The following is a 12341-nucleotide window of genomic DNA, read 5'->3' as shown; positions in this document are numbered from 1 at the left end:
GCCTGCCGCCAGGGCTGCTGTTATCATGGCGGCATTTCCTAATGGACCATCCCCATGTCTGAACACTCCGACGCCGAAGATTTCGACGAGAAAAGCAAATCCCAGGTCAAGCGCGAGTTGCTTGCCCTTCAGGAACTCGGCGAGCGCCTGACCACCCTCAAGCCGGACCTCATTGCCCGCCTGCCGCTGAGCGATGCCCTGCAGAAGGCCTTGGCCGACGCCCCCAAACACAAGGCGCACATCGCCCGCAAAAGGCACATCCAGTACATCGGCAAGCTGATGCGTGATCAGGATGTCGACGCCATCCTGGCACTGGTCGATCAGCTGGACGCCTCGACTCGTCAGTACAACGAACGCTTCCATGCGCTGGAGCGCTGGCGCGACCGTCTGATCGGTGGGGATGACGCCACGCTGGAAGCCTTCGTTGCCGAGTACCCCGATACCGACCGCCAGCATTTGCGTGGGTTGATCCGTCATGCTCAGCACGAAGCGGCACGCAACAAACCGCCAGCCGCCAGCCGCAAGATCTTCAAGTACATCCGCGACCTCGACGAAACCAAGCGCGGGCTGCGCTAACTGCAGAGCCGAACCGGGAGCTGCAAGCCGAGGCCGACACGGTCCTGCGCTTGCAGCTCGAGATCAGCAGGCCTCTCAAGCGCCTGTTCCGCCTACCGTGATCTCATCGATCTTCAATGTCGGCTGACCGACACCGACCGGCACCGACTGCCCATCCTTGCCGCAAGTGCCCACGCCGCTGTCCAGCGCCAGATCGTTGCCGACCATCGACACCCGGTTCATCACCTCCGGCCCGTTGCCGATCAGCGTGGCGCCCTTCACCGGTGCGGTGATCTTGCCGTCCTCGATCAGATACGCCTCGCTGGTAGAGAAGACGAACTTGCCGCTGGTGATATCGACCTGGCCACCGCCAAGGCTGGCGCAGTAGATACCCTTCTTCACCGAGCGGATGATTTCCTGCGGATCGCTCTCGCCGGCGAGCATGTAGGTATTGGTCATGCGCGGCATCGGCAGGTGTGCATAGGACTCGCGGCGGCCATTACCGGTCGGTGCAACGCCCATCAGCCGTGCGTTGAGCTTGTCCTGGATATAGCCCTTGAGAATGCCGTTCTCGATCAGCGTGGTGCACTGCGTCGGCGTACCTTCGTCATCGATGCTGAGCGAACCACGACGGTCGGCCAGGGTACCGTCGTCGACGATGGTGCAGAGCTTGGACGCGACCTGCTCGCCAATCCGGCCGCTATAGGCCGAACTGCCCTTGCGGTTGAAATCACCCTCCAGACCGTGCCCCACGGCCTCGTGCAGCAGCACACCGGACCAGCCCGGGCCGAGCACCACCGGCAACGAGCCCGCCGGGGCTGGCACCGCCTCGAGGTTGACCAGCGCCTGGCGCAGGGCCTCGCGGGCGTAGCCCATGGCGCGGTCTTCTGTCAGGAAGTACTGATAGCCGGTGCGGCCGCCACCACCCTGGCCGCCACGCTCACGCCGACCGTTCTGCTCGACGATCACGCTGACGTTGAAACGCACCAGCGGCCGGATATCGGTTGCCATCTCGCCGTCCATGCCAGCCACCAGAATGTGCTCCCAGACACCCGCCAGGCTCACCGTGACCTGTTTGATGCGCGGGTCCAGCCCACGGGTCGCGACATCGATGCGCTTGAGCAGCTCGACCTTCTCGGCGCGGCTCAGCCCATCGAGCGGATTGTCGCGGCTGTACAGCGGAGCGAATGCCGCCCTGGACAGAACCCTGACCTCGCCCTGCTGCCCGCTGCGCGCAATCGAGCGCGCTGCCTGAGCGGCCTGGCGCAGCGCATCGGCGGTGATGGCATTGCTATAGGCGAAGCCGGTCTTCTCGCCAGACAGCGCGCGCACACCGACGCCCTGCTCCAGGTGAAAGCCGCCCTCCTTGACGATGCCGTCCTCGAGCACCCACGACTCGGACACCTGGTCCTGAAAATACAGATCCGCAGCATCCACGCCGGGACCGGCAAGCTCGCCGAGCAGACCGGGCAGATCGTCGATACCCAGGCCGCCAGGGGTCAGCAGGCGCTCGGTGACGGGTAACAGCAGTTCACTCATATTCACTCCAAACGGTCCGTGACCAGGCACGGTACGGAAAATCGGCGGTGGCGTTGCACCGGCATGCGCTGGCGAATGGCGGCCTGTTCCGCCACATCTCGCTCGGCGACGAGGGCAGCCGGAGCGGTTGCCTGCTCGCATAGCAATCGGCCCCATGGGTCAACGATAGACGAATGACCATGGGTGAAGCGACCGCCCGGGTGCTCGCCACCTTGCGCTGCAGCCAGGATATAGCATTGCGTCTCGATGGCGCGGGCGCGAACAAGGGTCGTCCAGTGGGCCTCACCGGTCACCGTGGTGAACGCCGACGGCACGCTGATCAACTCAGCACCCGCTGCGCGCAACGCCGTATACAGCTCCGCAAAGCGCAGGTCGTAGCACACGCTCATGCCCAATCGACCAACCGGCGTATCGACCACGACCAATCGCTCACCGGGCGCATAGTCATCCGACTCTCGATACTGGCCGCGGCTGTCAGCCACCGCCGCGTCGAACAGATGCAGCTTGTCGTAGCGCGCCACGCGCTGCCCTTGATCATCGAACAACAACGAGCAGGCGTTGGGCTTGCCCTGCGGGCAATCATCGGGGGGCAACGGCAGCGTTCCGGCGACTATCCATAACCTGAGGTCGCGCGCCGCCTGTTTCAACCAGGGCAGGATCGGCCCCTCATCCATTGCTTCAGCACGCCCGATCGCCGCCGGAGCCTTGTGCCCGATGGCTGCGAAGTTCTCCGGCAGCACCGCCAGACGGGCGCCGGCCTGTGCCGCCTGCTCCAGCAACTGTCGAGCGCAGGTCAGATTGAGCGCAACGTCAGCCTGACTGGCCATCTGTATCACCGCTAAGGACATGACTTCCCCGCTGCTGAAAGACGAAGCCCGCGACTGAGGATCAGTTGGGCTTCTCGAATGGTTTGTCGAAGCTGATCTTCGGCGACTGCCACGGCCCCTTGACGTCGTACTGCACGCTGGCGAAACGCGCCACGCGGTCACCCAGGAGCTTGTCCGCCACGAATAGCGCACCGCCGATCGCCGGCGCACCGACGATCAGCGCCGCCAGCGGCAGGTTGTTGCTGATCGGCAAGGTGACCAGCAGCTTGGCGTCTATTTCGTCGCGGGCCATGTCCAGCTTGCCGTCCAGCTCGAGGTTGCTCGACGGGCCGCTGACCGTGATCGGCTCGCGGGTCGTGAACACTCCGGCGCTGGCCTGCAGGTTGCCGTCCAGACGGTCGTAGCTGAGGCCCTTGCTGAACAGGTCGGAGAAATCCAGGCGCAGGCGGCGACCTATCGAGTTGAAGTTCAGCACGCCGAACACGCGCAGTGCCTGAGCGCTGCCATCGATCTCGACGAACTGTCCCTTGCGCAGCCGCGGTTGCATGCTGCCGGAATAGCGCGCCATGGCGAACCGGGCCGGCGATCCCGGCCACTGGCCGTCCGCATCCAGTCGAAAGGATTCACTGGTCACCGAGGGGGCGAAGCCCCAGGCGACCAACACGTCAGCCAGATTGCGCCCTTCGAGGCGACCTTTGTACCAGGTCTGCGTACCATTCCAGCCGCCGGCACCGGCGACCCTCAGCCCCTTCAGGTCAAGGGCGATATCGCGGAATTCGACTCCACCGCTGACCGGGCGCAACTTCAGCGCCCAGGCACCGAGTGCGTCGTCCCCCATGGCAACCTGGTCGATGGAAACATCCATCGCCGGCAGGCTTTGCGGGTCCACGTCAGCCAGCGGGTCGGGACGAGTTCCGCCCGCTTCGCCAGTCGCCGTCGCGGCGGGCAAGCGGAGGTGTTGCAGATTGGCCACGATGACACCGTTCTCGGCATCCGGAAGGCGGACCGCGCCGCTGATGAGCGAGCTGCGCAAATTCAGGGCCCAGGCATTGCTCAGCCGCTGAAGGTCAACGCCGAGATTGTCGATATGGGTGCCGAAGCCATCGAAACGGCCGATATCGACCTGCACCTGGCGCAGCAGGGAGCCCGTCGTCTGCTGTGGGTCACCCTTGCCGTGCTGATCGAGCACTGCCTGCCAGGCCTTCCAATCGAGTTCAGCCAGGCGGCCTCGTACGTATAGCCCGGCGCGGGCCGGCAGATTGGCCGCGCCGGCCCCCAGCCGCAGCTCGCCGCGCCCTTGTGCCCAGGCATCCGGCGGTGCAGCGAACGCCAATGCCGCGAGCGTCCCGTACTGCACACCGTAGCGTCGCTCAGCCCCCTGCAGAGACATGCGCAACGAAGTGTCACGGCGTACGCCGGCCGTTTTGCCGAATGGCGCCGGCAGGTCGATGCGCAGCCCCTGCAGCGAAGAGTCGATCTGCAACTGGCTGTTCTCACCCGCCAGATCCAGCCGCAGCTGGTAGGGCAACTCGCCACTGGCTGGCAATGGCTGATCCACTTCGAGCCACTCGAGCAATGGCTTGAGCCCCACGTCGCCGCGCGCTTCGACACGGGAGGCGGGCTTGCCGGCCGACCCCGTCGCCACAGCCTTGCCCCTGACCGCACGGCCGAACAGCCGAGCCTGGATATCGTCTGCGCTGAGGCCACGCGCAGTGTCGTAACGGAAGTCGCCGCGCAGCTGCTCGAAACCAAGCGCAGGTTCGGCGATCCGCAATGCTGCATCGCTGCTGGAGAAATCCACGATGACCCGCGGCGTGCCTTTACCCAACGGAATCTGCAGATCCAGAGCGCCATCGAGCTGCCCCTGTCCCTGCCACCCCGCGAAGATCTCCCCGGTGCCGATTGGCGCTTCCTGCAGCAGCTTCAACGCATCCGGCAGGCTGCTGCTCACCTTTCCCTTGACGGACAACTGCGGGACCTTCCCACTGTCGGCATGGGGAATATCGGCTGTCGCGTCATACACGCGACTGTCGAGAATCCGGCCTTCTGCAAGCCGCACCCGCACCCCGCTGTCCTCGATCAAGACTTCACCGCGCCCCTGCCGCAGCACGGGCCAGCCAGGCTGAAACGCCAGCTCGGCGTCACGCACCTTGAAATACAGGCTCAGGCTGCGCGCACTGTCGGAAGCGTTCTTGCTCAGCGCGCCCTGGTACTGGAAATATCCCTGTTCGACGGTACCACCACGTATGGCCTCCTTGAGCCAGCCGACCAGCGCTGGGCTCAGCGCCGGCGACCTGGTGGGCAGGTACTTTTCGGTATAGCCGGCGTCGCCGTCGCTAAGCCCGACGCGCAGGTCCATGTAGTCTTCCGCCTCTGGATCTCGCATCAGGCGGATGAGGAAGTCCCCGGCAATCCTGCCTTCTTCGCCATCGACACGCAGATAGGGTGCGACCAGGGTGAACGCCTGGTCGTCCAGCGTCCAGGTCAGGCGGCCGGCACCGTGCCGATAGTGCCAGGGCTCGGGGTACAGCGGCGCGAGGTGCAGGCTGAAGCCGTCACTATCCAGGCGCAGCTCGCCACTGGCCAGATCGCCCTGAATGCTGCCGCTTGCGTTTCCGACTGCCGGGATCCAGTTCTGCGCCGCGAAGTTGACCCGATCCAGATTGGCGGCGAACCGCAACCGCTGCGGGGAGTCCGACTCGGGGCGGTAGTCGAGGCGAAGATTGCGCACCGTTCCGCTGGGCTGCAGCGCCGAAAGCGTCTCGGTGGCGGCCGGCGGTAGCGGTGCCAGCCCGCCGACGAGCGTGGCGATTGGCGCGATGCCTAAGCGATCGGCCTGCAGCCGCCAGTGCTGCTCGCCCTCGTTCTGCTGCAGAAGGATTCGCGCGTCGCCCCAACGCTCGCCTTGCAGATCGAAGGCCAGTCGGTCCAGCAGCACCCGATAGCCCTTCTCGGTGTGATCGACGTAAGCCTCGACGGCCAGGTCCTCGAGCTGCAGAGGTGCGCGATCGGCAAACGACGCGTTCAGCTGCAACGCATTCAAACGCAACACGGCGCGCTCCAGCTGCTGCTTGCTCCAGCGCCCCCACAGCTCACCGCCCGCCTGCACCGAGTGCAGGCTCCAGTCGGCAGTCAGGCGCCGCGGCAGCCACGCGGCCCAATCGCTTTGCGGCAGGCTCAGGTAAAGCTGCGCTTCAGCCTGCTGCCAACGCTGCGCCTGCACGCGCCCCTGAACGCGCAAGGCCAGGGGCTGGCCGTCCGGCAGAACGCTGCGGGCATCGAGTCTGAGCCGCTCGCCATCGACCCGCAGGCCCACATCGGTGTAGCTCAGGGTCAGGGGCGACTCGCCGAAGGGCTCAAGGGTGATCTGACTGTCCAGAACTGCGAGGCGTCGCACCTGCTGCAACGCCTCGATAAGCTTCTGCGGATCGGGAGGCGGCTGCTCGGGGCGCTCTGGCAGGCCCTCCACCCGCCATCTGCCCTCCGCATCTTCAGCCACGGAGAGGTGCACACCGGCCAACTCCAGCGTTGCGAGACGCAACTCACGTGCCCAAAGGCTGGCAGCCAGGTCGGGGACGATGGCGACACGGTCCAGACGCATGGCACCGTCGCCCTCGCCGATCAGCACGTCATGTGCAAGCAGCCTGGGGGCGTAGCCCTCCCAGCGGCCCTCCAGCCGGCCCACGGTTACCGGCATGTTCAGCGCCGCTTGCGCCTTTTCCTGCACCTCGCGCTGATACTCGGCCACCAGCGGAACCAGTTGCCGGCCAAGGCTGACGTACAGCGCGGCCAGAATGAGTCCGAACGCTGCCAGCCATGACAGCTGGCGCGACAGGGTCACGAGAAATACGGCGAGGCGGCTCATGCGGATGCACTCCGGTCATCCTGGCCCGGACGGCCTGGTCTACCTCTGTTCAGAGCAACACCACGTCGTACTGTTCCTGCGAGTACATGCTTTCCACCTGGAACTTGATCGACCGACCGATGAACGCCTCGAGATCAGCCACGTTGCCTGACTCCTCGTCCAGCAGGCGATCGATCACCTTCTGGTTGGCCAGCACCCGATAGCCTTCCGCCTGGTAGGCCCGTGCCTCGCGCAGGATTTCGCGGAAAATCTCGTAGCAGACGGTTTCTGGCGTCTTCAGCTTGCCGCGCCCCTGGCAGCACATGCATGGCTCGCAAAGCACCTGTTCCAGGCTTTCGCGGGTGCGCTTGCGGGTCATCTGCACCAGGCCAAGCTCGGTGATGCCGATGATGTTGGTTTTTGCGTGATCGCGCTCGAGCTGCTTTTCCAGCGTACGCAGGACCTGGCGTCGGTGTTCCTCGTCTTCCATGTCGATGAAGTCGATGATGATGATGCCGCCCAGATTGCGTAGCCGGAGCTGGCGGGCAATCGCCGTGGCCGATTCGAGGTTGGTCTTGAAGATGGTCTCTTCCAGCGTGCGATGGCCGACGAAGGCACCGGTGTTGACGTCGATGGTCGTCATCGCTTCGGCCGGATCGATGATCAGGTAGCCACCTGACTTGAGCATGACCTTGCGCTCCAGCGCCTTCTGGATCTCGTCCTCGACGCCATAGAGATCGAAGATCGGTCGCTCGCCCGGGTAGTGTTCGAGACGGTCGCCCAGTTCCGGCATCAACTCGCCGACGAACTGGGTGACCTTCTGGAAATTCTCCCGCGAATCGATACGGATCTTCTCGATGCGCGGATTGACCAGATCGCGCAGGGTGCGCATGGCCAGCGACAGGTCCTCGTAGATCACCGTGGGGGCGGCAGCGGTCTTGATCTGACTGGCGATCTGCTCCCACAGACGGCGCAGGTAACGGATATCCATGAGAATCTCGTCACTGCCGGCGCCCTCGGCCGCGGTACGCAGGATGAAGCCGCCCGCCTCCTGGATACCCTCGGCTGCCACGCATTCTGCAACGATCTGCTTGAGTCGTTCGCGCTCAGCCTCATCCTCGATGCGCAGGGAAATCCCGACATGACTCGTACGCGGCATGTACACCAGGTAGCGCGAGGGAATCGACAACTGCGTGGTCAGGCGTGCGCCTTTGGTGCCGATGGGGTCCTTGGTGACCTGTACCACCAGGCTCTGCCCTTCATGCACCAGTGCGTTGATCGGCTCGACCGCATTGCCTTCACGGGCGGAGATCTCCGACGCGTGGATAAAGGCCGCTCGGTCCAGGCCGATATCGACGAAAGCCGCCTGCATGCCGGGCAGTACGCGCACCACCTTGCCCTTGTAGATATTGCCGACGATGCCGCGGCGCTGCGTGCGCTCGACGTGCACTTCCTGCAGAACACCGTTTTCGACCACCGCCACCCGCGACTCCATGGGGGTGATGTTCATCAGGATTTCTTCGCTCATTCTTATTCTCGGCGGTGGCTTGATGTGCAGCGCTAGCTGATCGTTGGGGTCGATTCTAACCGGCAAGCATGCCGAAGCCACAGGCTCTAGCTTGAGCCTTTGGTCCAACGAGGAAGGCCGAACGCATCGACAAGCTGAGCCGTTTCACACAGCGGCAGACCAACCACCGCGGAATAGCTGCCGTGCAGCTGACTGACGAAGACCGCGCCCCAGCCCTGGATCGCGTAGCCGCCCGCCTTGTCCGCGGGCTCGCCGCTGGCCCAGTAGCGCTCGGCCTCGGCTTGCTCGATGACACGGAAGCTGACTTCACTGATGACTACGCGAACGTCGCATGCCGTGCGGCTGGCCAGCGCCACCGCCGTCATGACGCGGTGCGTACGCCCGGAAAGCGCCGCCAGCATGGCGAGCCCGTCTGCGCGGTCGACCGGCTTTCCGAGAATGTGTTGATCGAGCACCACGCTGGTATCGGCGCCAAGCACGCAGCCGTCCTGATCGCCCAGACTGGCCAGCCCGGCAAGCGCTTTCTCGCGCGCAACACGCTCGACATACGCCTCGGGGGATTCGGTGGGTGACGGAGTTTCATCGACCGACACGTCGATCAGCGAAAACGGAACACCTATCTGTGCGAGCAGTTCGCGGCGGCGGGGTGATGCCGAGGCAAGATACAAAGCGCCCATGACAGATCCTCAACGATAAATAAGCGACAGCGTCGCATATCCGCCTGGCTCGAGAAAGGCGAAAGGGACTGCAGTGAAGCTCGGAGGGATGCCTTGGACAGGGCACCAGAGCGATCGCAAAAAGACGCGCGCGGGCTCAGTAGACGGCGAACCGCTGACGCATGCCTTGCAAGGCCACGAAGACCCAGGGCCACAACAGCGCGCTGATGGGCACCGGCACGAGGAACAGCAATGTCGGCGGTCGGTTGCCGGTCAATGTGTTGAGCCACAGTTGAACCAGCTGAGCCAGACCGAGCACGACCAATAACACCATGCTTTGCTGCCAAAGCGGGAACATGCGCAGACGCTGCTGCAGACTCAACACCAGGAAGGCAATCAGGATCAGCGGCAAGGCGCTCTGCCCGAACAGAGTGCCGGCGAGCACGTCCTGCGCCAGGCCGAAACAGAACGCAGCACCCAGGCCGCCGCGATGGGGCAGGGTCAGCGACCAGAATGCAATGACCAGGCCCAGCCACAGCGGTCGGGCAAGCTCTGCACTGCCTGGCATAGGCGCGACACTGAGCAGCAGCGCAAGCGTCAGGCTGAACCAGATGACCCAGCCATTATTCGGACGTCCGCTGATCATTGCCCCGCCTCCTGGGCTGGTGCCGCCGGCGCAGTACCGGCAGCCGGTTGTGCGGCTTCGGCAGTGCTGCCGGACTCGCCGGGCGGCGTGCTCGCCTCGACTCCTTCGGCGGCGGCTTTCTGATCGGCGTCTGCCTGGGCTTCTGCCGCTGCAGCTGCACGCTCTTCCGGCGTGCGCGAGTCGCTGAAAACCAGCATCAGGTAGCGACTGCGATTGAGCATGGCGGTAGGGACCGCGCGCACGATGGCGAACGGCTGACCAGACCCATGCACGACCTCGGTGACCTGCGCCACGGGGTAACCGCTGGGAAAACGCTGGCCTAGCCCGGAACTGACCAGCAGATCTCCGGCCTTGACGTCAGCCGTTTCGGCCACGTGACGCAGCTCGAGATAATCCGGATTGCCGGTACCCACAGCGATCGCGCGCAGACCATTGCGATTGACCTGGACCGGAATGCTGTGCGTGACGTCGGTGAGCAGCAGTACGCGCGCGGCATAAGGCAGCACCTCGACCACCTGCCCCATCAGGCCACTGGCATCCAGCACCGGCTGCCCCATGAAGACGCCATCCTTCTCGCCCTTGTCGATCAGGATGCGATGGGTGAATGGATTCGGGTCCAGACCGATCAGCTCGGCGACGATGACCTTGTCGTCGACCAATGCCGCCGAATTGAGCAGTTCGCGCAGGCGCACGTTCTGCTCGGTAAGCATCGCCAGTTTCTGCAGGCGTCGCTGCATCAGCAACGCCTCGGCTTTGAGCTTCTCGTTCTCGGCCATCAGGCTGTTGCTGCTGGCGATCTGTTCGGTCGCGCCTCTCCAGATCCGCACCGGCATGTCGGCGACCCAGTAGAACGGCGTCAGTACCAGGCCCATCTGACTGCGTACCGTCTTCAGCGCGTCGAAGCGGGCATCCACCACCATCAGCACGACACAAAGCACGACGAACACCAGCAGGCGCACACCGAGCAGAGGTCCTTTGGCAAATAGCGGCTTGATTGCAACTACCTCACGAACAAAAAGCTTGAGACCAAACGTGACAAGCCGAAAGCCGGCGCGACCGGATCTTTCGGCTTGTCATGAGCACAGCTGCGCTGGCTCACTCGGTGGACAGCAGGTCCATGGCGTGACGATCCATCATTTCCAGTGCGCGACCGCCACCACGGGCCACACAGGTCAGCGGTTCTTCGGCAACGATCACCGGCAGACCGGTTTCCTGGGCGAGCAGCTTGTCCAGATCACGCAGCAGCGCGCCGCCACCCGTCAGCACCAGACCGCGCTCGGCGATGTCCGAAGCCAGTTCCGGCGGGGACTGTTCCAGGGCGCTCTTGACCGCCTGAACGATGGTCGCCAGCGACTCCTGCAGGGCTTCGAGCACCTCGTTGGAGTTCAGTGTGAAGCTGCGCGGCACGCCCTCGGCCAGGTTGCGACCGCGCACGTCGACTTCACGCAGTTCGCCGCCCGGGAAGGCAGTTCCGATTTCCTGCTTGATGCGCTCGGCGGTGGATTCGCCGATGAGACTGCCATAGTTGCGCCGCACGTAGGTCACGATGGATTCATCGAAACGATCACCGCCGACGCGTACGGACTCGGCGTAGACCACGCCGTTGAGGGAGATCAGTGCGATCTCGGTGGTACCGCCACCGATATCCACGACCATCGAGCCACGCGCTTCGTCCACCGGCAGACCGGCACCGATCGCGGCAGCCATCGGCTCCTCGATCAGGAACACTTCGCGGGCACCGGCACCCAGTGCCGACTCACGAATGGCACGGCGCTCGACCTGGGTCGACTTGCAGGGCACGCAGATCAGCACGCGCGGGCTGGGCTGCAGAAAGCTGTTCTCGTGCACCTTGTTGATGAAGTACTGCAGCATTTTTTCGCAGACGCTGAAGTCGGCAATCACACCATCCTTCATCGGGCGGATCGCGTTGATGTTGCCCGGGGTACGGCCCAGCATGCGCTTGGCCTCGGTGCCTACGGCGACAACGCTCTTCTGGTTGCCGTGGCTACGAATGGCGACTACAGAGGGTTCGTCGAGAACGATGCCGCGATCGCGCACATAAATAAGGGTATTGGCAGTGCCCAGGTCGATCGACAGATCACTGGAAAACATGCCACGCAGTTTCTTGAACATGGGAAAAGGGCCCTGGGGCAAACGCGTGGGGAAAAAAGTGCCGCAAACTCTAACAATGGTGCGAAGTTAGGGCAAGGCGAGAGTCCGCCCGCGTAGCGTCAGACGTGAGCCATTGCGCGCCAGGTCGCATGACGGTGGCCGGCACCCATCCTAATGCCGCGCACCGCGCCCACGCTACCGATAACCGCCTAGGGCATGTAAGATTGACGGCTTTTCCGGGCTCGAAAGCCCATTGCCGCGGCTCGTCCCGTGCCGCCATGCGCCCCGTCCAGTCGACGGAAGGTGCAGTCCCGATTCGCTTTCCGCTGGAGATACCCGATGGCGCTTGAACGCACCGAGGTGGAAAAGATCGCTCACCTGGCCCGCCTGGGCCTGTCTGAAGCCGACCTGCCCCGCACCACCGAGACCCTCAACAACATTCTCGGCCTGATCGATCGCATGCAGGCGGTCGACACCACCGGCATCGAGCCGCTGGCCCACCCGCTGGAAACGACCCAGCGCCTGCGCGCCGACGCGGTCACGGAAACCAACCAGCGTGATGCCTATCAGGCCATCGCGCCTGCCGTGGAAGACGGTCTTTATCTGGTTCCGCGAGTGATCGAGTGATGAAGGA

General features: G+C 64.2%; 10 protein-coding genes. 2 read left to right on the top strand and 8 right to left on the bottom strand.

The annotated features are described in order from the left end of the window. Positions 1-54 precede the first annotated feature (54 nt). Positions 55-576 carry a ribosome biogenesis factor YjgA gene (gene yjgA / locus EA798_RS14445; protein ID WP_106155735.1) on the top strand — a complete coding sequence of 174 codons (522 nt, stop codon included), beginning with the start codon at positions 55-57 and terminating at the stop codon, positions 574-576. A 75-nt stretch (positions 577-651) separates the two neighbouring features. Here yjgA and tldD read toward each other — a convergent pair whose 3' ends face one another. From tldD to mreB, 8 genes are all read right to left on the bottom strand, one after another. After that, positions 652-2094 carry a metalloprotease TldD gene (gene tldD, locus EA798_RS14440; protein WP_122099398.1) on the bottom strand — a complete coding sequence of 481 codons (1443 nt, stop codon included), beginning with the start codon at positions 2092-2094 and terminating at the stop codon, positions 652-654. 2 nt (positions 2095-2096) lie between these two features. Next, entirely contained in the window at positions 2097-2942 is an 846-nt protein-coding gene (locus EA798_RS14435) for a carbon-nitrogen hydrolase family protein (RefSeq protein ID WP_122099397.1), read from the bottom strand. A 40-nt stretch (positions 2943-2982) separates the two neighbouring features. Further along, positions 2983-6786 carry a YhdP family protein gene (locus EA798_RS14430; RefSeq protein ID WP_122099396.1) on the bottom strand — a complete coding sequence of 1268 codons (3804 nt, stop codon included), beginning with the start codon at positions 6784-6786 and terminating at the stop codon, positions 2983-2985. Between the two features lie 49 nt (positions 6787-6835). After that, positions 6836-8293 (bottom strand): ribonuclease G, encoded by a 1458-nt coding sequence (gene rng, locus EA798_RS14425; RefSeq protein ID WP_106155739.1) that lies wholly within the window; start codon positions 8291-8293, stop codon positions 6836-6838. Between the two features lie 86 nt (positions 8294-8379). Further along, on the bottom strand, positions 8380-8970 hold the full coding sequence (locus tag EA798_RS14420) for a Maf family protein (protein ID WP_122099395.1): 591 nt from the start codon (positions 8968-8970) through the stop codon (positions 8380-8382). Between the two features lie 136 nt (positions 8971-9106). After that, positions 9107-9595 carry a rod shape-determining protein MreD gene (gene mreD, locus EA798_RS14415; RefSeq protein WP_106155741.1) on the bottom strand — a complete coding sequence of 163 codons (489 nt, stop codon included), beginning with the start codon at positions 9593-9595 and terminating at the stop codon, positions 9107-9109. Further along, the gene (gene mreC, locus EA798_RS14410) at positions 9592-10542 is read right to left on the bottom strand and encodes a rod shape-determining protein MreC (RefSeq protein ID WP_420849557.1); all 951 of its coding nucleotides are present in this window, start codon (positions 10540-10542) and stop codon (positions 9592-9594) included. Before mreC ends, mreD begins: the two co-directional genes overlap by 4 nt. 148 nt (positions 10543-10690) lie before the next feature. Beyond that, complete coding sequence (gene mreB, locus EA798_RS14405; protein ID WP_003292433.1) at positions 10691-11728, bottom strand: rod shape-determining protein MreB; 1038 nt, start codon at positions 11726-11728, stop codon at positions 10691-10693. A gap of 318 nt (positions 11729-12046) precedes the next feature. On the opposite strand from mreB, the gene gatC reads away from it, so the two are divergent. Continuing rightward, positions 12047-12334: an Asp-tRNA(Asn)/Glu-tRNA(Gln) amidotransferase subunit GatC gene (gatC, locus tag EA798_RS14400; protein WP_015278048.1), complete on the top strand. Its 288-nt coding sequence runs from the start codon at positions 12047-12049 to the stop codon at positions 12332-12334. The last annotated feature ends 7 nt before the right edge of the window (positions 12335-12341 follow it).

It is taken from the genome of Pseudomonas songnenensis, assembly GCF_003696315.1.
Taxonomy (GTDB): domain Bacteria; phylum Pseudomonadota; class Gammaproteobacteria; order Pseudomonadales; family Pseudomonadaceae; genus Stutzerimonas; species Stutzerimonas songnenensis.
Note: the sequence above shows the minus strand (reverse complement) of the source record. Positions and strands in the feature narration are given on the sequence as shown.